Source organism: Sphingobium sp. C100 (assembly GCF_000508185.1).
GTDB lineage: Bacteria > Pseudomonadota > Alphaproteobacteria > Sphingomonadales > Sphingomonadaceae > Sphingobium.
On sequence record NZ_AYOY01000208.1, the window covers coordinates 1 to 18,063 of the forward strand.

At 66.0% G+C, this 18,063-nt stretch carries 20 protein-coding genes; 8 read left to right on the forward strand and 12 right to left on the reverse strand.

Annotated elements, in window-relative coordinates:
- Positions 1–448: ArsR/SmtB family transcription factor (locus tag C100_RS46105; RefSeq protein ID WP_024021975.1), on the reverse strand; the 448-nt coding region annotated here is incomplete at its 3' end.
- Between the two features lie 215 nt (positions 449–663).
- Between C100_RS46105 and C100_RS46110 the strand changes: the two genes are divergently transcribed.
- Positions 664–879 carry a hypothetical protein gene (locus C100_RS46110; RefSeq protein ID WP_024021976.1) on the forward strand — a complete coding sequence of 72 codons (216 nt, stop codon included), beginning with the start codon at positions 664–666 and terminating at the stop codon, positions 877–879.
- A gap of 79 nt (positions 880–958) precedes the next feature.
- Positions 959–1,213: a hypothetical protein gene (locus tag C100_RS46115; RefSeq protein WP_024021977.1), complete on the forward strand. Its 255-nt coding sequence runs from the start codon at positions 959–961 to the stop codon at positions 1,211–1,213.
- A 59-nt stretch (positions 1,214–1,272) separates the two neighbouring features.
- Here C100_RS46115 and C100_RS46120 read toward each other — a convergent pair whose 3' ends face one another.
- Positions 1,273–1,686, reverse strand: coding sequence for a glycine zipper 2TM domain-containing protein (locus C100_RS46120; RefSeq protein ID WP_024021978.1), 414 nt, complete (start codon positions 1,684–1,686; stop codon positions 1,273–1,275).
- A 189-nt stretch (positions 1,687–1,875) separates the two neighbouring features.
- Between C100_RS46120 and C100_RS46125 the strand changes: the two genes are divergently transcribed.
- On the forward strand, positions 1,876–2,868 hold the full coding sequence (locus C100_RS46125; RefSeq protein WP_024021979.1) for an esterase-like activity of phytase family protein: 993 nt from the start codon (positions 1,876–1,878) through the stop codon (positions 2,866–2,868).
- A 74-nt stretch (positions 2,869–2,942) separates the two neighbouring features.
- Here C100_RS46125 and rpmB read toward each other — a convergent pair whose 3' ends face one another.
- A complete protein-coding gene (rpmB, locus tag C100_RS46130) occupies positions 2,943–3,236 on the reverse strand; it encodes a 50S ribosomal protein L28 (protein WP_024021980.1) in 294 nt (97 codons plus the stop codon).
- Between the two features lie 144 nt (positions 3,237–3,380).
- Between rpmB and C100_RS49405 the strand changes: the two genes are divergently transcribed.
- Positions 3,381–3,602, forward strand: coding sequence for a hypothetical protein (locus C100_RS49405; RefSeq protein WP_024021981.1), 222 nt, complete (start codon positions 3,381–3,383; stop codon positions 3,600–3,602).
- 84 nt (positions 3,603–3,686) lie between these two features.
- Complete coding sequence (locus C100_RS46140) at positions 3,687–4,145, forward strand: nucleoside deaminase (protein ID WP_024021982.1); 459 nt, start codon at positions 3,687–3,689, stop codon at positions 4,143–4,145.
- Here C100_RS46140 and C100_RS46145 read toward each other — a convergent pair.
- Complete coding sequence (locus tag C100_RS46145; protein ID WP_024021983.1) at positions 4,107–6,005, reverse strand: hypothetical protein; 1,899 nt, start codon at positions 6,003–6,005, stop codon at positions 4,107–4,109. The two genes, C100_RS46140 and C100_RS46145, sit on opposite strands and share 39 nt — an antisense overlap.
- A gap of 45 nt (positions 6,006–6,050) precedes the next feature.
- Between C100_RS46145 and C100_RS46150 the strand changes: the two genes are divergently transcribed.
- Positions 6,051–6,467: a GtrA family protein gene (locus C100_RS46150; protein ID WP_024021984.1), complete on the forward strand. Its 417-nt coding sequence runs from the start codon at positions 6,051–6,053 to the stop codon at positions 6,465–6,467.
- Here the strand turns inward: C100_RS46150 and fdhD are convergent.
- Positions 6,442–7,251, reverse strand: coding sequence for a formate dehydrogenase accessory sulfurtransferase FdhD (fdhD, locus tag C100_RS46155; RefSeq protein WP_031310334.1), 810 nt, complete (start codon positions 7,249–7,251; stop codon positions 6,442–6,444). The genes C100_RS46150 and fdhD overlap by 26 nt on opposite strands.
- A gap of 6 nt (positions 7,252–7,257) precedes the next feature.
- On the opposite strand from fdhD, the gene C100_RS48795 reads away from it, so the two are divergent.
- Both C100_RS48795 and mobA read left to right on the forward strand, forming a co-directional pair.
- On the forward strand, positions 7,258–7,458 hold the full coding sequence (locus C100_RS48795; RefSeq protein ID WP_024021986.1) for a hypothetical protein: 201 nt from the start codon (positions 7,258–7,260) through the stop codon (positions 7,456–7,458).
- 43 nt (positions 7,459–7,501) lie between these two features.
- Positions 7,502–8,026 carry a molybdenum cofactor guanylyltransferase gene (mobA, locus tag C100_RS46165; protein ID WP_024021987.1) on the forward strand — a complete coding sequence of 175 codons (525 nt, stop codon included), beginning with the start codon at positions 7,502–7,504 and terminating at the stop codon, positions 8,024–8,026.
- 16 nt (positions 8,027–8,042) lie between these two features.
- Here the strand turns inward: mobA and cobA are convergent, their stop codons facing one another.
- The 7 genes from cobA to C100_RS46200 all read right to left on the reverse strand — a co-directional run.
- Positions 8,043–8,828 (reverse strand): uroporphyrinogen-III C-methyltransferase, encoded by a 786-nt coding sequence (cobA, locus tag C100_RS46170; protein ID WP_024021988.1) that lies wholly within the window; start codon positions 8,826–8,828, stop codon positions 8,043–8,045.
- Positions 8,815–11,424, reverse strand: coding sequence for a nitrate reductase (locus C100_RS46175; protein ID WP_024021989.1), 2,610 nt, complete (start codon positions 11,422–11,424; stop codon positions 8,815–8,817). The genes cobA and C100_RS46175 overlap by 14 nt, the downstream gene beginning before the upstream one ends.
- Entirely contained in the window at positions 11,424–11,759 is a 336-nt protein-coding gene (gene nirD, locus C100_RS46180) for a nitrite reductase small subunit NirD (RefSeq protein WP_024021990.1), read from the reverse strand. Before nirD ends, C100_RS46175 begins: the two co-directional genes overlap by 1 nt.
- A 5-nt stretch (positions 11,760–11,764) precedes the next feature.
- Complete coding sequence (gene nirB, locus C100_RS46185) at positions 11,765–14,272, reverse strand: nitrite reductase large subunit NirB (RefSeq protein ID WP_024021991.1); 2,508 nt, start codon at positions 14,270–14,272, stop codon at positions 11,765–11,767.
- 196 nt (positions 14,273–14,468) lie between these two features.
- A complete protein-coding gene (locus C100_RS46190; RefSeq protein WP_024021992.1) occupies positions 14,469–15,677 on the reverse strand; it encodes an alginate export family protein in 1,209 nt (402 codons plus the stop codon).
- A gap of 87 nt (positions 15,678–15,764) precedes the next feature.
- Positions 15,765–17,009 (reverse strand): nitrate/nitrite transporter, encoded by a 1,245-nt coding sequence (locus tag C100_RS46195; RefSeq protein WP_024021993.1) that lies wholly within the window; start codon positions 17,007–17,009, stop codon positions 15,765–15,767.
- 219 nt (positions 17,010–17,228) lie between these two features.
- Positions 17,229–18,063: ABC transporter substrate-binding protein (locus C100_RS46200; RefSeq protein WP_024021994.1), on the reverse strand; the 835-nt coding region annotated here is incomplete at its 5' end.

Genomic DNA, 18,063 nt, shown 5'->3' on the forward strand with positions numbered 1-18,063 from the left:
GCTCGCGCGCCAGCAGAGCGGTCATCGCCGCCTCTACCTCCGCCTCGGGCACATGCAGGGAACGGATCGCGTCCCATTGCTCGGCATGTTCGGCAAAATAGGCCTCCGCCGCCCTGGCCCGATCCGCCCGCACCGCCGCCAGCCGGGCAAGATCCGCCGCCTGCCACAAGGCTTCGCTGTCGGATGGCTCCAGCCGGTCGAACAGGGCGAGGAAGGGCACGACCCCTTCGTCCCGGCCCAGTCGCAGGAAAACCCAGTTCCCCTCCTTGCGCCGCTCCACCAGCCCGGCTTCGGCCAGGATGCGAACATGGCGCGACACGCGCGGCTGGCTCTGCCCCACAACCTGGGCGATTTCTCCCACCGCAAGCTCCATGGCGCGCAACAAATGCACGATCCGCAGCCGCGTCGGGTCGCCGAGCGCCCGGAAAATGTCGAGAGCGGAGTGCATTGCAGCATCATATAAAGAAATCTTTATATGCGTCAATGCTCCTCATTTCTGCGGTGAACGAAGCGTAACGATCCCTGTCCAGCCTTGCTGTTGCATGAATGGGATTGCCTTGATCCGCTCAAAGCATTACGAATCGCGACGCAGGCGCAATGGGGGGTGAGCTTTTCTCCGAGAGTGGTCTGCATCTTTTTTATCTCAGAGAGGGGTTGTTGCCCATGACCAAGTCGATTGCTCTTTCGCTCGTTCTCGCTGCTTCGCTCGGCCTCGCTGCTTGCGAAGGCAGCCATGAAAATGCCGCCAACGAAGCGGCTAACGCCGCCGAGAACGCGTCGAACGCTGCCGACAATGCCATGAACGCTGCGATGAACGCCGCCGACAATGCCGCGAACGCTGCGTCGGAAGCGACCAACAACGTCGCCAACGCGATGTAAGTTGTCCCTTCCCAGGGAAAATTTGCAAAAGGGGTCGCTCCGGCAACGGCGCGGCCCCTTTTCCATTGAAAGCGCAGCCATGATCCGCCGACTATCCTTGTTCGCGATGCTGCTGAGTCTGGCCGGTTGTGGACCGGCGGGGGACGATGGCGTGGGCGGCGTCAGCGCCAGCGAGGCACGCGCGCTGAACGAGGCCGCCGCACAACTGGATGCGCGCACCGGCGCGGTTCAGGACGGCGACAAGAGCCTGAACCCGGCCGCCCGGGCCGCAGCGGAGGCCGACCGACATCGCCAGGCGCCCGCCCGACCGCCACGGGGGGACGGTGAAACATGAGGAAGGGCCGCTCCCCGTAGGGAACGGCCCTGCCGCTTATCCGTAAATTTATAACCGGTTCAGCAATCGCGATCGATCGCGCGACCAGCCAGTGCACCCACGCCCGCGCCGATGATGGCGCCGGTGGTGCCATCGCCCCGGCCATAACGACCCGAACCCTTGCCGACTTCATTGCCCAGCAGGCCGCCGGCGATCGCGCCGATGATGGTGCCGCCGGTGCCGTTGTCCCGGCAGCGATAATTGCCGCGATAGCCACGATTATAAGTATTGCGATAATAGCGGTTGCCGCGATAGCTGCGGTTATAGTCGCCGCGATATCCGCGATAGGCCCGGCTGTTGCCGCGATAATGATCGCCCCGTTCATAGCCGCCGCGATAATGATCGCGGGCCATGGCCGGCGTGGCGGTGACGGCCAGGGAAGCAGCGCCCATCGCGAGAGCGGCTCCCATATTCACTAGAAACTTCATCTTCATGGCGTTGCTCCTCCAAAAAGCCATTCTCATGGGCGAAGCTCGAAAGACGGGATTCGCCATTAACTGACGCCGTTATGGCTGATTCGCCTTGAGCCGGTCCTGAATGGCGTTGTCAGCGGCCGTTCACATGGACGCGGCTGGTCACTGCTATGCTGCGCCCTGCCGGATATTATCCTATGCGGGGCGGTAATGAGCCGAATCCTGATCGTCCTGGCGCTCGCCGTGCTGCTGTTGCCCGCGCCCCATCCCGGCAAGCCCGAGACGGTGCGGCCGGGCACGCTGCTGGTGACGGCCCGCCCGTTGCCGTTGAACGCGACGGACCCCATGCGCCGCCGCGTGGGTGCGCTGACCTATATGGGGGGATGGGAATTGCGCAGCGCCAATGCCGGCTTTGGCGGCATTTCCGCGCTGCTGGCGTCATCGCAGGGCGAAATGCTGGCGCTGAGCGATGCCGGTATATTGATGGGCTTTCATGTCGGACCGCAGGCCGCGTCGCGACGCCCCTTCATCGCGCCTCTGCCGATCCGCCCGCAGGATCGTCAGCGGCCCTGGTGGGCCTGGGATTCTGAATCCCTGACCCATGATCCGGCCACCGACCGCTATTGGGTCGGATTCGAGCTGCAACAGTCGATTTGCCGCTATGGCCCCGGTTTTGCGCGGGTCGAAGCCTGCCGGACCTGGCCGGAGATCGCCGCCTGGCCCAAGACCGGGTCGATCGAATCGCTCGCCCGCCTGCCCGACGGCCGCTTTCTGGCGATCGGCGAAATGGGCGCGACTGCCGAAGGCCGCCATGATGTGCTGCTGTTTCCCGGCGATCCGGCCGATAGGGCGACCGGCGATCCGGTGCATCTACGCTATACCGCGCCGCGCGGTTATCGCCCGACCGACGCGGTGGCGCTGGATGAGCGCCATTTGCTGGTGCTCAATCGTCGGCTGACGCTGCAGGATCTGTTCACCGCGACGATCGCCATCGTCGATCTGCCCGAACGACTTGCGCCTGACGCCATCTTGAAGGCGCACACTCTCGCCCGGCTGGCGCCGCCGTTGCTGTCCGACAATTTTGAAGGGATGGCCGTGACCCGCGACCAGGGCCGCGCGATCGTCTGGATCATATCCGACGATAATCACGAGTTTTTCCAGCGCACGCTGCTGCTGAAATTCCAGTTGCCCGCTGGGCTTTGATCCCACGCCCCGATCGCACGCAAAAAAGCGGCCTGTCACCAGGCCGCTTGCTTGCCGAAACGAATCGAGAGGAATCAGGCCGCGACGGCGGCCTTCTTCTTGACGATGTCGCGCTTCAGGCGACGCGCCTTGAGCGACAGCTTTTCGTCGTTGGTCTTGATCAGCCAGTTGTCCAGGCCGCCATTATGTTCGACCGAGCGCAGACCATGGGTCGATACGCGCAGCTTCACGCTGGTTTCCAGCGCTTCGGAAATCAGCGAGACGTTCTGCAGGTTGGGCAGGAACACGCGCTTGGTCTTGTTATTGGCGTGGGACACATTGTGACCCACCTGGCGGCCCTTGCCGGTCAGCTCGCAAATGCGCGACATAGTCAATCAACCTTTGAATTCGGGTTCGTTCGGAAAGTGGCGCGGATAACGGGATTCATTCCCGCCGTCAACCCGCCGCCAGCGGCGACGCAACCCTTTCGTGCGACCGGACGTTTGACATGGGTTATTCCAACGGAGGCCGAAATGCGAATCATTGGTGGCTTGTTGATCATTGTCCTGCTCATCCTGGCCGGCGGCATCGCCACCGGCTTCATCAACCTGCAAAGAACGCAGGAAGGCCGTCTGCCCGAATTGTCGGTCAAGGGCGGAACCCTGCCGAAATATGAGGCGAACGTGGCCAAGGTCGAGGTCGGATCGCGCAACGAAACGGTCGAAGTGCCGACGGTGGACGTGAAGAAGCCCTGACGGTCCAAGCATATCGACGCCTTTGACCGCGCGCATGGCGACGGCGCCGGTTCCAGCCGTCTTCACAATGGTCTAGGGCGGGGCATGGCTCCGCCCTTTCCCCTGCCCGCGCCCATGCGCCGCGCGCTCGACCTAGCCCGCGCGGCCGAGGCTGCGGGCGAGGTGCCGATCGGCGCGGTGGTGAGCAGGGACGGCATCATCATCGGCGAAGGCGAGAATCACAACCGGCGCGATCATGACCCGACCGCCCATGCGGAAATCGTGGCGATGCGGGCTGCGGCGGCGCATCTGGGCGATTTCCGCCTGACCGGATGCGACCTGTGGGTCACGCTGGAACCCTGCCCCATGTGCGCGGGAGCAATATCCCATGCCCGGATCGCGCGGCTCTATTATGCCGCGCCCGACCCCAAGGGCGGCGCGATCGAGCAGGGGCCGCGCCTTTTTACCCATGCTCAGTGCCTCCACCGGCCGGACGTCTATGGCGGGCTGGCCGAGGCCGAGGCCTCAGCGCTGCTGCGCAGCTTTTTCGCCGCCCGTCGGTGAATAGAGGATGCGATAGAGCTGATAGGGCAGCGTGATGTCGGTCTTGAGTTCGACCGGCACCAGCCAGTCCGGGCGCTCGCCCCGCATCAGTCCGGCGTAAAAGCCGTTCGGGCTGCGCGACTGATAGATGGTGCCTTCGGGGAAATCGGGGCAGATCAGCAGATAGGCGGCGCGATGCTTCGCCGCGAGGGCGCGGAAATCGCGCGCCGGCCCGTCAAAGGCGTGGTGGATGTCCAGGATCGCCGCGCCATTACGGTGATAAGGGCCAGCGACGGCGCTGTGATGCGTGGTCGCCAGGATGCGCGGGCCAAGGTCGACCATGGTGAAGATGGTCGCGGCGGGAAGCTGGTCCAGTTGTTCCAGCGCCGGCAGCGTGCGGCAGCGGCCATTCGCTTTTTTGATCGCGTCGCGGCGCGCGACCGCAGACGGACGCCAGGGCTTTGGCTTGGTGCCCGTGACCTCCTGATACAGCTTCACCGCCTGCGGATAGAGCGGATAGACGAAGGCGATGGCGGCAAGCAGCGCCACACCCGCCCCCGCCGCGATCCGCGCGCGGCGCCCGCCAGTCAGCACCGCCGCGATCAGCCGATGCGCGGCCCAGGCGGCGGGCGGGATCGCCAGCAACTGCGCCGCCGGGCCGGCGCGCAACTGCCAGAAGAGCAAGGCGGCGGCAAAGAGCATCATCAGGCCGACCGTCGCCCAGGCCCAGAGCCGTTCGCCATCCCGCCGCGCATCCCACAAGGCCCAGAGCAGGCCGAGCAGGCCGGCGGCAGGCAAGGCGAGCAACGGCACGACAAGGCTTTGCGCCTGCGCGGTGATCGGCTTTGCTTCACGGATATTGGCGAGCCAGAGCCGCTGAAGCTCCGGCGAAATCTGATAGGGGCTGAGGCATTGCGGCCAGTTGAGCCAGAAGAACAGCGCCACCGCGCCGCCCACGACCGCGCCTGCCGCCAGTCGCACCCACCAGCCGCGCAAGGGGGCGAGGGACAGGAGCACCATGCCCGCCGACGCCGCACCGAACATGGCGACCCAGATGGGCGAAAGCGCATCGCAGACCATCGCGCGGTTGGCATAGCTGGCGAAGAGCAGATAAAGCAGCGAGGTCGACCCGCCCAGGCTCAGCGCATAGGGCAGCATCCGCCGCTCCGCCCCCGGACGAAAGACCCAGCGCAACGCGATCAGCGCGCCGCCCGCCGCCAGATAGACGATCATCTCCATACCGATGGCGATCGACAGCGCGCTGCTGACCCCGGCCATCACACCGCCGCGCAACCGGTTGGTGTCGATGACGCCCGCCAGCATGGTCAGCGCCAGCGCAAGTTGCCAGCCATGATGGTCGATCCGCATCGGCGCATACATGCCAAGACCCATCTGCGCGGCGAAGGGCGCGGCGACGGCCAGAATCCAGCCATGGGGGCCGGCCAGCCGCCGCCCGATGAAGCCCAGGCTGAGCATCAGCAGCAACAGCGGCAGTTGCGGCGCGATGGCGCAGGCCAGCCGATCGGCCAGCCCCTGATCGACGAAGGCGCGGAAGAAGAGCATCAGGCCGGCGATCGGAATATCGACGATCCGCGACCAGTGGATATTCGCCCCGCCCGGCGGGTCGAGCCGATATTGGCGCAGGTCGAACCAGCCCTGCCCCGCCAGCCAGTCCTTCACCTGCACATAACGGATATTATCGTCGGTATCGCCCAGCACCAGCCAGTAGATTGCGGGCCATCGCGCCATCACCATGCCGACCATCACCGCGATCCAGAGCAGGCAGGTCAGCCATTTCCAGTGGCGGCTGGCATAGAAGGACAGACACTGCGCCACGGCAGCCAATTTTCCACGCAGGGCGTCCCGGCTTTGCAAGTTCATGTGCGTCGATTAGACGCTCCGCATCAAAGCGCAACGGGGGCCTTCATGAAATTCGCGCAACGTCTGTCGCCGGAGCATCAGGCGCTGTTCTGGCAGATTTTTCGCTATGGGCTCACCGGCCTGTTCGTCACCGCCTGCCAGGCGACGATCTACTGGTGCCTGGCGGCGCTTGGCGGCCTGCATGTCCAGCTCGCCAACCTGATCGGCTATGGCGGCGCGGTCGTCATCGGTTATGTCTCGCACAGCCTCTTCACCTTTCGCGATCAGGAACGGACGAACGGACATGCCGCGCGCGGTGCGAAGTTCGTGGCGGTGTCGCTGGTCAGCTATGCGCTGAACGCCCTTTGGGTCTGGCTGTGCGTCACCCATCTGGGCTGGCCGCAATGGTCGCCCATCCCGGCGATGCTGTTCGTGACGCCGGGGGTGGTGTTCCTGCTCAACCGGCAATGGGTGTTTCGATAGGGGGCAGGCCGCGCGCCAGCAGCGAGTCGGATCGCGCCAGCACGATCAGCGGCAAGCCGGCCGACGCCGCGCGCTCGGCGGCGAGGCGGGTGGGGGCGGAGATGGTGACGAGCAGCGGGCAATCGGCCAGCGCGGCCTTTTCCACCAGTTCATAGGAGCAGCGCGACGACAGCAGCGCGAAGCCGCCGTCCCAATCCGCGCCGGTCCGCGCCATGGCGCCGATCAGCTTGTCGAAGGCGTTGTGCCGCCCGACATCCTCCCGCGCCAGCCGGATCGTGCCGTCAGCATCGACCAGAGCGGCGGCGTGGGCCGCGCCGGTGGCCGCGTTCAGCGGTTGATGGGCGCGCAGCGCGTCGAGCGCGCGGAAAATCGCGGCGCGGTCGGCCCGCGTCGTCGTCGTGACGCGCGGAAGCGGGCGGATCGCCTGCTCCAGATTTTCGATGCCGCACAGGCCGCAGGAGGAATCGGACGCGCGGTGCCGGACACGCTCCAGCAGCGCCCCGGTCCGATGCGGCGGCAGGTTCGCGCGGGCGATGATGCCGGCGTCGGTCGCATGGGCGTCGACATCCAGCAACGCGTCCGTCCGCGTCACCAGCCGCTCGGCAAGGGTGAATCCCTGCACCAGATCGGCTATATCGGTGGGCGTCGCCATCAGCACGGCATAGCCCGCGCCGCCATATTCGATCGCGACCGGCACCTCTTGCGCCAGCGGACGGTCGACCGGCTCCGCCCCGCCTGCCGGGGTCAGCCGAACGAAAGCCAGCGGCGCGCAGTCATTGTTCAAGCCGACATGCGGCGCACCGCCCCCACCGCGCAATTGCGGGCGATCCGGTTCGCCATGGCGATCGGCCGGACTCCGGTCGGCGGGACTTTATATTCGTCGTTCATGCGCGCGATCCTATTCGGCCGCTTCCAGCAGCGCAATGATCTGCACCTGCGGCTGGGGATGCGGGCGAACGGCTCGACGGAGCGGCCGGGGCCGGTATACTGAGGCCGCGCTTCCCCCCGGAGGCGCGTCATCAACGGAGGCGCTGGTGCGCGGAAGACCGATATTGGGCGCGGTGCTGGCCGGGGGACGATCCACCCGCTTCGGCAGCGACAAGGCGATGGCGCAACTGAACGGGCGCAGCTTGATCGACCATGCGATTGCAGGTCTGGCGCCGCATGTGGCGGAGATCATCCTGTGCGGTCGAGAGGGTGGCCTGCCCGATCGGCCGAGGCCCGACATGGGGCCGCTGGGCGGCCTGAATTCGGCGCTGCATCATGCGCTGGCCCATGATTTTGCCGGCGTGCTGACCACCGGCTGCGACATGCCCCGCTATCCGGCAGAGCTGCCCGCCGCGCTGATCGGCGATGGAGCGGCGATTCTGGAGGGGCAGCAATTGCTCGGCTGGTGGCCCGCTACGCTGGCAGCGGAGCTGGACACCCATCTTGCGGAAGAGAATAATCGCTCCATCTATGGATGGCTGGAGCGCATCGGCGCACGGATCGTGACTATGCCAGGGCTGGAATTGCCGAACATCAACCGGCCGGAGGATCTGGCGAACCTGTCCTCCTAAGTCGATTCCTGGGCCGTCATTGCACCGCTTGCGCGACGCTCGCACCCGCCTGCGCCCCCATCTGCGTTCCCGCCACCGCTTCGCCGATCAGCAGCAGGGTCGGGTCTTCATCGCTGATCGTCGCGACCAGGAAGGCGAGCGCGGACAGCTTGCCCCGGATCAGCCGCTCATTGGGCAGCGAGACGTTGACCGCCACCATCACCGGCGTGTCCGGGTCGCGCCCCGCAGCGACCAGCGCCCGGCCGATCTCGCCTGCCGCCGCGCGGCCCATATAGATGCCAAGCGTGCCGCCGGGCCGCGCCAGCGTCTCCCAGTCCAGCGCCAGCGGTTCGCCGGCCTTGAGATGGGCGGTCACAAGGGTCAACCCGCGCGCGACGCCGCGCAGGGTGAGCGAGGCATGGCCGCTCGCCGCCGCCGCGCTCGCCGTCGTGATGCCGGGGCAGATGCGAAAGCGCACCCCATCCGCCGCCAGGTGCGCCATTTCTTCCGCCGACCGGCCAAAGACAGACGGGTCGCCGCCCTTTAGCCGCACGACGCGCTTGCCCGCCTTCGCCGCCGCGAGCAGCAGGTCGTTGATGCTGCCCTGCGCCTTTGAATGGCGGCCGGAGCGCTTGCCGACGCTGACCCGCTCGACGCCGTCGGGAATGAGGTCGAGCACGCCCGGTCCGACCAGCGCGTCATGGAAGATGATCTCGGCCGCCGCGATCAACTTTTCCGCCTTGCGGGTCAGCAGGTCCGGGTCGCCCGGCCCTGCGCCCACCAACCAGACTTCGCCCGGTGCGATCAGTTCATTCGGCTGCATGAAGCGTCTCCTGACGGGATTGGGCGAGGATATTGGCGAGGGCGGGCCGACATGAGCCGCAATTGGTCCCCGCCCCCAGCGCCTGGCCGATGGCCGGCACATCGACCAGGCGCTGGTCGCGGATGGCGGCGACGATCTGGTTGAGGCCGACATCGAAACAGACACAGATGGTCGCGCCCTTGTCGGGCTGACTGCCGGGACCCCGCGCGGCGAGGACGGTCGCGCCCACCCCCTCGACCTCCAGTTGATCGATGAGCCAGTCGCGCGAGGGCAGCAGGCCCGCGCGGGTGACGAACAGGACGCCGGCCAGCCTGCCGTCGCGGATGATCGCCACGCGGCGCGATCCGCGCGTCAGGTCGATCGCCTCGACCCGCTCGCCCTTGGGCAGGCAGGATTCGAGCCGCGCCGGATCGCCATTGCCAGCCAGTTCGTAAAGCGCGCCGCCCGGCACGGTGACGCGCGTCGCCCAGAGACAAGGCGGCTTTACCGCGTCCTGGCTGCGCAGGATCAGGAAGCCGCGCCACTGGGTCGCGACCTTCTGAACGCGCGCGGGGGTCGATTTGAAACCGGGCTGGCCGGAATGAGGATCGACCAGCGGCCGGGGCAAGAGGCCGGTGCGGCCACCGCTCGAAATCTGGTCGGTCCAGTGGATCGGGGTGAAGATGTCGCCGGGACGCTGCCCGGCGCTCAGGGCCACGCGGAAAAGGCTTTCGCCCTGCGCGGTCGAGACGCGGGCCAGGTCGCCTTCCGCAATGCCCAGCGCCTGCGCATCGCTGGGATGCATGTCCACCAGCGGCTCTTCGCGATGGCGGGCGAGTTTGGGGGACAGGCCGGTGCGCGTCATCGTGTGCCACTGGTCGCGATAGCGGCCGGTGTTGAGCGTCAGGGGCCAGTGTTGCAGCGCGCCCTGCACGTCGATCTGCTTCGTCAGCACCAGCCGCGCCCTGCCATCGGGCGTCGGGAAGCGGCCGTCGGCGAACGGGTCGCCGCCCCAGCGGAAGGGCGCCATCGCATCATAGGCGTCATTGCCGATGGTGGCGTGGCTGCGCAGGTTGAGCAGGCGCTGGCCGTCATTCTGATAAGCGGTCAGGCGCGCATGTTCGCGCCAGATGTCGGCCGGCCGGTCATAGGCGAAGGCGTTGCGCCAGCCCATGCGGCGCGCGACTTCCTTGATGATCCACCAGTCGGGTTTCGCATCGCCGGGCAACGCCATGAAGGGGCGCTGGCGACTGATGGTGCGGTCGCTGTTGGTGACGGTGCCGTCCTTTTCGCCCCAGCCCGCGGCGGGCAGGCGCACATCGGCATGAACGCTGGTGTCGGTGTCGGCCATGATGTCGGACACGACCACGAACGGGCAGGTCTCCAGCGCTTCACGCACCCGGTTCGCATCCGGCAGCGACACGGCGGGATTGGTCGCCATCACCCACAGCGCCTTGATCCGCCCTTCATGGATGGCGCGGAACATATCGACCGCCTTCAGGCCCGCCCTGGTGGCCATATGCGGCGCGGCCCAGAAGCGGCCGACCCGCGCGACATCATCGGGGGCGAAGTCCATATGGGCGGCGAGGGTGGAAGCCAAGCCGCCGACTTCGCGCCCGCCCATCGCATTGGGCTGTCCGGTGATCGAGAAGGGCGCGGCGCCCGGCTCGCCGATGCGCCGGGAGGCGAGGTGGACGTTGATGATCGCATTGACCTGATCGGTGCCGCGGATCGACTGGTTGATCCCCTGGCTGAATAGCGTGACGGTGCGCGGGGTCGCGGCGAAGAGCCTGAAAAACTGCTCCAGCAACGCGGGCGCGATGTCGCAGGTCGCGGCGGTGGTCCATAGATCATGGCCGGTGCGGATATGGTCCCAAAAGCCTTCGGGCGTGGTCACATGGTCGGCCATATAGGCGGGATCGGTAACCCCCACGGCGTCACACCAGGCCAGCAGCCCGTTCATCAGCGCGACGTCAGTGCCCGGCTTTACGGCCAGATGCAGGTCCGCATCCTCGCAGGTTTCGGTGCGGCGCGGGTCGATCACGACCAGCTTGGTCCCGCGCGCCGCGCGGGCGGCCTGAATCCGTTGATAGACGATCGGATGGCACCAGGCGGTGTTGGAGCCGACCAGCACGATCAGGTCCGCCTGATCCAGATCGTCATAGCTGGCGGGCACCACATCCTCGCCAAAGGCGCGGTTATGGCCCGCGACCGCGCTCGACATGCAAAGGCGGCTGTTGGTGTCGATATTCGCCGAGCCGATGAAGCCCTTCATCAGCTTGTTGGCGACATAATAATCCTCGGTCAGCAGCTGGCCGGAGACATAGAAGGCGACGCTGTCGGGGCCGTGGCGGTCGATGGTGTCGCGGAACCGGCGGGCGACATGATCGAGCGCCTTGTCCCAACCCGCCCGCTTGCTGCCGATCATCGGATGGAGCAACCGCCCTTGCAGACCGATGGTCTCGCCCAGATGCGTGCCCTTCGAACAGAGCCGCCCGGCATTGGCGGGATGCGCCTCGTCGCTTTTGATGACGGCCGAACGCGGACCCGTCGGCGTGGCCGAAATCCCGCAGCCAACGCCGCAATAGGCGCAGGTGGTGCGGATCGCCTCCTCCATCAGGCGGCGGCCTTCATACTGGCCGGGCGCGCGATCAGGATGCGGTCTCCTTCCCGGCGCACCGCTATGGTGGGCGTGCAGCCTTCATCCGCGCCCTGCGCCTGCCCCGTCCTGAGGGCGATGGTCCAGTTGTGCAGCGGGCAGGCGACGCTATGGCCATGGACGATGCCCTGGCTGAGCGGCCCCTTTTTGTGCGGGCATTCGTTGACCAGCGCGAAAACATGATCGTCGCCGGTGCGGAAAACGGCGATGTCCTTTGCGCCCCCGATCCGCACCGTGCGCGCGCCGCGCCGGGGAATGTCGGCCAGCGTGCCTATGTCGATCCAGTCGGTCATGGGTGTCACTCCGCAGCGATAGCGATGGGTTGGAGATGCTGGTGCAGTTCGGCATGGCGGCCGGCGGCGCGCTCGGCCCAGGGATCATCCTGGCTGAAGCTCTGCGCATAGAGGAAGCGGGCGCGCAGCCCCTCCCGCCCCGGTTCATCCTCGACTATGCGGCGCTTCACATAATCGATGCCGACCCGCTCGATCCACGGTGCGGTGCGCTCCAGATAACGGGCTTCCTCGCGGTAGAGCTGGATGAAGGCGGCGCAAAAATCCAGCGCCTGCTGTTCGGTCGCGACCTTGCAGAGGAAGTCGGTGGCGCGGACATGGATGCCGCCATTGCCGCCGACATGGAGTTCATAGCCGCTATCGACGCATATGATGCCGAAATCCTTGATCGTCGCTTCCGCGCAGTTGCGCGGGCAGCCCGACACGGCGATCTTGAACTTGTGGGGCATCCACGATCCCCAGGTCATCCGTTCCGTCCTGACGCCGAGGCCGGTGGAATCCTGGGTGCCAAAGCGACACCATTCCGATCCGACGCAGGTCTTCACCGTGCGCAGCGACTTGCCATAGGCATGGCCCGACACCATCCCCGCGGCGTTGAGATCGGCCCAGACGGCCGGCAGATCCTCTTTCCTGATGCCGAAAATATCGAGCCGCTGGCCGCCGGTGACCTTCACCATCGGCGCATCATATTTTTCGACCACATCGGCGATCGCGCGCAGTTCACGCGGGTTGGTGAGGCCGCCCCACATGCGCGGCACCACCGAATAGGTGCCGTCCTTTTGAATATTGGCGTGCATCCTTTCATTGACGAACCGGCTCTGCTGGTCGTCCTGATATTCGCCGGGCAGCGCACAGAGCAGATAATAGTTGAGCGCGGGGCGGCAGGAGGAACAGCCGTCCGGGGTCGACCAGTGCAACGCCTGCATCACTTCGGGGATGGAGCGCATATTCTGCGCCACAATCTCTCGGCGGACATCGTCATGGGTGAAGCTGGTGCATTTGCACATCGTCTTCGGCCCGGACTGGACGTCATCGCCCAGGGTCGCGGCGAGCAGGGTTTCGACCAGCCCGGTGCAGCTGCCGCAACTGGCCGACGCCTTGCACCCGGCGCGCACCGCGTCGAGGCTGCTGGCACCCGCGCCGATGCAGGCAACGACCTGGCCCTTGCTGACGCCGTTGCAGCCGCAAATCTCGGCATCGTCCGAGAGCGCCGCAACGGCCGCCTTAGGGTCCGGCGCGCCCCCTCCAGAGGCGAAGGCCTGGCCGAAGATCAGCAGGTCGCGCATGTCCGCGACATTCTCGCCTTTCTTGAGCAGGTCGAAATACCAGCCGCCATCCGCCGTGTCGCCATAGAGGACCGCGCCGATGACCCTGTCGTCCTTCACCACGACGCGCTTGTAGACGCCGCGGGACGCATCGCGCAGGACGATGTCCTCGCATCCCTCCCCGCCCGAAAAATCGCCGGCGGAAAAGACGTCCAGTCCCGCGACCTTGAGTTTGGTCGATGTGACCGAGCCCTTATAGCCGCTATGCCGGTCGGTCAGGCCGTCGGCGAGGCTGCGGCACATGTCCCACAAGGGCGCGACCAGGCCATAGACATTACCGTCATGTTCGACACATTCGCCGACCGCCAGCACGTCGGGATCGCTGGTCACCATATGGTCGTCCACCTTGATGCCGCGATTGACCTCCAGCCCCGCCTCGCGGGCCAGCGCGGTCGCGGGGCGGATGCCGACGGCCATGACGACGAGGCTGGCCGGGATGTCGCGGCCGTCCTTGAGGCGCACCCCCTCCACCTTGCCGTCGCCGAAGATTTCTGCGGTGTTGGCGCCGGTCAGGATGGTCTGGCCCCGCGCCTCCAGCGCGCTTTTGAGCAGCCAGCCCGCCGCCTCGTCCAGTTGCCGCTCCATCAGCGTGTCCATCAGGTGGATGACCGTCACCTTCATGCCGCGCCGGGTCAGGCCATGCGCGGCCTCCAGCCCCAGCAGCCCGCCGCCGATCACCACCGCGTCACCGCCCTTCCCGGCGGCCTCCAGCATGGTGTCGACATCCTTCATGTCGCGAAAGCTGATGACGCCGGGCAGATCCCGGCCCGGCACCGGGATGATGAAGGGATCGGAGCCCGTCGCGATCAGCAGCTTGTCATAATGGACCGTCCGGCCCGACCGGCTCGTGACCGCCTTGGCAGTCCGGTCAATCGCCGTCACCGGATCGCCGGCGATCAGGTCTATGCCATTGTCCGCATACCATTGCTGGCTGTTGATGACGATGTCATCGAAGCTCTTTTCCCCCGCCAGCACCGGCGAGAGCATGATGCGGTTATAGTTCACATAGGGTTCCGCGCCGAAGATGGTGACGCGATAGCGCCGCCCATCCTGCGCCAGCAATTCCTCGACCGCGCGGCAGCCGGCCATGCCGTTGCCCACCACGACCAGATGTTCGCGGACATCGTCGAACGGCATGATGATGTCATCCGCCACCCCCGCCCGGCTTTCGTCCCTGACCTGCAAGTCCATGCCTGTCCCTTTCGGAAAAGAAAAAGGCCGCCATCCAGACCCCCGGGATCGAACCCGAAAGTCTGGATGGCGGCCTTGCCATCATCTGCGCCTTGACGATCCTACCCTGAACCGCCGCAGCTATGTAAGGAAGGACATCCTTGTCCTTTGCACTGCAGCATAAGCCGATTCGCGCACCGGCTCAAGCCATAATATATTACAGGCTCCAGTCGGCCTGGAGCCAATATTTCTGCGTATCGGTCGCCAGGGCGCTGGCGTCATAGCGCGCGTAACGGACCGACAGCATGGTCTTCCTGAATTTCGCCGCCGCGAGCAAATTCCATTCGTCGCCATAATGCTGGTCCAGCCGGTCGCTGTCGAACCGATGCCAGGCCGCTTGCAGCGACACGGCCGAAAGCGGTCCCAACTGCTTCCAGCCATAGCCGCCGCCGACATAGAGGTCGCGAAGGCCATTGGGCGGCGTGGCCAGGAATTTGTCGGCCCAGCCCTGAAATTTGAAATTGGTGCCGAGCGGTGTCTGGAAACTGGTGAGCGCCGCGCCGCTGCTGGCGCCGAGCACTTCATAACCGGCATTGAGCTTCCAGCCCCGCAGGTCGAGGGTGGCGTCGGCAAGCCAATAGTCCGCGCTATAGTCGTTGGGATTGCGGTGATGGTCCGCCTGTTTCGCGTAGCTGAACTGATAGGACAGTTTCGCTGATTTCGACAGCGGCTGCGTCCCCGCCAGCCGCACGCCATAGGTCTGGCTCGACAGGCGATAGGCCTGCATCGCCGCCTCGTCCTGATCGACCAGATAGGCAAAGCCGGTCAGCGTGCCGATCGGCGTCCCATAGGACAGGTTGGCGAAGAGATTGTCGCCGCGCACCGCCTGCTGCCGTGCGCCGCGCCCGTCAATGCCCCAGATGGTCCGCACGCTCCAGGCATAGGAGACATCCAGCTTCAATCCCTTTGCCGGCGTCAGTTCCGCGCGGACGGCGTCGAAAGTCTGGCCATTGTCACGAAAGGCGACATTGCCGACGAACCGCTCGTCATCGAGCGCGATCTTCTGGCGGCCCCCGGTCAGGGCGACCATCTTCGTCTTATATTGGATTTGCGCGACATAGAGCGCGACATTGTTCGGGTCGGCGACGATCGGCCGGGTGGCGGCCCCGTGCAGCCCGTCATAATAATCATCGACGAGCGCGAGTGTCCCCTGCCACACGACGGTCGCCGACAAGGCGCCGCTGCTGGCGGTCAAACCCGCACGGGCACGGATGGTGAGCGCGTCGGACCGGTCGTCGGCCAGGCCGTCCTGCTCCGCCATTTCATAGCGCAGCCGGGCTTCAGCGAGAGGTTTGAGGCTGATCTGCTGGGCGCAGGCAGGCCCTGCGACGGCCAGCGTGGCCGCCGATGCGAGAAGAATTTTCATGGAAAATCGTCCCCCCTTAGGACGAAGAGAAGCGGCCGGACGATATTGGGGCGGCGGTCCTGAATGGCCGCCGCCCTCCTCTTCAGATCAGATGCGCGCGCCGGTGGTCCAGCTTGCGCGCCATTTCGCCTTCACCAGGACGACGCCCAGCAGCGCCAGCACGGCAAGGCCGGCGAAGATCAGGAAGCCGGGCGCGAAGCTGCCGGTCAACTGTTTGGCGAAGCCCAGCGAGCTGGCGAGATAGAAGCCGCCAATGCCGCCGGCCATGCCGACCAGGCCGGTCATGATGCCGATTTCCGCCTGGAACCGCTGCGGCACGAGCTGGAAGACCGAACCATTGCCGGTGCCCAGCGCCAGCATCGCCACGACGAAGCACAGCAGCGCCGCCGCCAGTGACGGGGCGTAGGCGACGCCGGCCAGCGCCAGCGCGGCCACGACATAGACCATCATCAACGCCTTGGAACCACCGATCCGGTCAGCGAGCGCGCCGCCCAACGGCCGCACCAGCGATCCGGCGAAGACGCAACCGGCGGTGCAATAGCCCGCGACGATCGGGGTCAGGCCGAACTGGTCGGTGAAATAGATGGGCAGGCTGGCGGCAAGCCCCACGAAGCCGCCAAAGGTCACGGCGTAAAAGCCCATCAGCCACCAGGCATCGGCCTGTTTGAGGGGGTGGAAATAATCCATGATCTTCTTGGGCGCGGGCGCATTGGGCGCGTCCTTCGCCATGATCATGTAAGCGACAAACACGATGGTCAGCGGGATGCAGGCCAGACCCAGCACCGCGTTCCAGCCGAATATCTTGGCCAGCACCGGCGCGAAGAGCGAGGCGAGCACCGTGCCCGAATTGCCCATGCCGGCCAGGCCCATCGCCTTGCCCTGATGTTCGGGCGGATACCAGCGGCTGGCCAGCGGCAACGCGATGGCGAAGCTTGCCCCGGCAAAGCCCAGGATGACGCCCAGCGCCAATGTGCCGGCGAAGCTGTCAACGCCCGTCAGCCAGGCGGTGAACAGCCCCGCGATGACGATCAACTGGCTGATCGCACCAGATAATTTTGGACCGATCCGGTCAACCAGCAGGCCGTTGACCACGCGCAGAAGCGCACCCGCGAGCGTCGGCGTTGCAACCATCAGCCCCTTTTCGGCCGGGGTCAGCGCCAGGGTCTGGGCAATCATCGGCGCCAGCGGCCCCAACAAGACCCAGACCATGAAGGCGAGGTCGAAATAGAGAAAGGCGGCGATCAAGGTCGGCGTGTGGCCGGCCTTCCAGAAGCTGGTCGCGGCGGCCGGCGCGGCGTCCTGTCCTTCGCGATCCCAATAAGCGGTTGCCATGATACGTCCCCTCTAACAGCGAAATGGACACGAAAAAAAGCCGCAGCCCGGACGTCACCCTTCAGGGTGAGTCCGGCCAGCGGCTTTGCTGCGAAATATGGTTAGGATATGCGATCCCCACCTTGGGACGGCACATCCGGATCAACGCGCTTCGTCGCGCGACCTTTATGTTATCTCGCGATTCGCATTATGTTGCAAGGCACAAAATAGCCCGCCGATTCAACGCTGCGGCGCAAAAGCCGCGAGATAGGATTCGATCTGTTCCGGGTCGAATATCCGCCCGTCGAAGAATCGGTCGGGGCCAAGCGTCAGTCCGCCGCGCCGCGACCCGACCGCCAGCGGGACATCGACCGCCCCTTCCACCTTCATGCTCGCGCCCGGCATCGGCACGTCGCTGTTCGCCAGCGCGCGGCGGAAAATATCGGGCCGGAACACATGAGCCGCCTTTTGCGCGGTCGCGCCGTCATGCGCCACCATCTTCCAGCGCACAAGTTGCGAATAGATCCACAACGCCTGGCTGCGCCAGGGGAAAGGCGTCGCTTCCCGGCCGAACAGCATGAAGTCAGGATTGGCCAGCGCCGCCTCGCCCGCGCGAGCCACGATCTGCCCGTCCAGCGCCCGCTGGACGAGGTCGGCAGGCTGATCGACATAGCGCGGATCGGACAGAAGCGCGGCCAGCGTCGCATGGTTGGCCGCATCGTCGCACCAAGCCGCAGCCCGCGCGAGCGCACGCAACAGCCGGTCGACCGTATCGGGATTTTCCTCCAGCCAGCTTTCGCGGAAGGCCAATATCTTTTCCACGCCCCGCCGCCAGATGCGCTCGCCAATGGCGACCGTTTCGGCCAGCCCCGCCTCGATCGCCGCGCTGCCCCAGGGTTCGCCGGCGATGAAGCCGTCAATCTCTCCCGCGCGCATCGCCTCCACCGTCAGCGAAGGCGGCAACACGCGCAGCACGACATCCTTGTCCGGGTCCACCCCCGCGCTCGCCAGCCAATAACGCAGCATCAGCGAATGGCTGGAAAAACGATGGACGACGCCGATCACCGGCTTTTTT

Bases quoted from the DNA above. Each gene is read 5' to 3' on its own strand.
- C100_RS46110 (WP_024021976.1), top strand. From the start codon at position 664: ATGACCAAGTCGATTGCTCTTTCGCTCGTTCTCGCTGCTTCGCTCGGC.
- C100_RS46115 (WP_024021977.1), top strand. From the start codon at position 959: ATGATCCGCCGACTATCCTTGTTCGCGATGCTGCTGAGTCTGGCCGGT.
- C100_RS46120 (WP_024021978.1), bottom strand. From the start codon at position 1,686: ATGAAGATGAAGTTTCTAGTGAATATGGGAGCCGCTCTCGCGATGGGC.
- C100_RS46125 (WP_024021979.1), top strand. From the start codon at position 1,876: ATGAGCCGAATCCTGATCGTCCTGGCGCTCGCCGTGCTGCTGTTGCCC.
- rpmB (WP_024021980.1), bottom strand. From the start codon at position 3,236: ATGTCGCGCATTTGCGAGCTGACCGGCAAGGGCCGCCAGGTGGGTCAC.
- C100_RS49405 (WP_024021981.1), top strand. From the start codon at position 3,381: ATGCGAATCATTGGTGGCTTGTTGATCATTGTCCTGCTCATCCTGGCC.
- C100_RS46140 (WP_024021982.1), top strand. From the start codon at position 3,687: ATGGCTCCGCCCTTTCCCCTGCCCGCGCCCATGCGCCGCGCGCTCGAC.
- C100_RS46145 (WP_024021983.1), bottom strand. From the start codon at position 6,005: ATGAACTTGCAAAGCCGGGACGCCCTGCGTGGAAAATTGGCTGCCGTG.
- C100_RS46150 (WP_024021984.1), top strand. From the start codon at position 6,051: ATGAAATTCGCGCAACGTCTGTCGCCGGAGCATCAGGCGCTGTTCTGG.
- C100_RS48795 (WP_024021986.1), top strand. From the start codon at position 7,258: ATGCGGCGCACCGCCCCCACCGCGCAATTGCGGGCGATCCGGTTCGCC.
- cobA (WP_024021988.1), bottom strand. From the start codon at position 8,828: ATGCAGCCGAATGAACTGATCGCACCGGGCGAAGTCTGGTTGGTGGGC.
- C100_RS46175 (WP_024021989.1), bottom strand. From the start codon at position 11,424: ATGGAGGAGGCGATCCGCACCACCTGCGCCTATTGCGGCGTTGGCTGC.
- nirD (WP_024021990.1), bottom strand. From the start codon at position 11,759: ATGACCGACTGGATCGACATAGGCACGCTGGCCGACATTCCCCGGCGC.
- nirB (WP_024021991.1), bottom strand. From the start codon at position 14,272: ATGGACTTGCAGGTCAGGGACGAAAGCCGGGCGGGGGTGGCGGATGAC.
- C100_RS46190 (WP_024021992.1), bottom strand. From the start codon at position 15,677: ATGAAAATTCTTCTCGCATCGGCGGCCACGCTGGCCGTCGCAGGGCCT.
- C100_RS46195 (WP_024021993.1), bottom strand. From the start codon at position 17,009: ATGGCAACCGCTTATTGGGATCGCGAAGGACAGGACGCCGCGCCGGCC.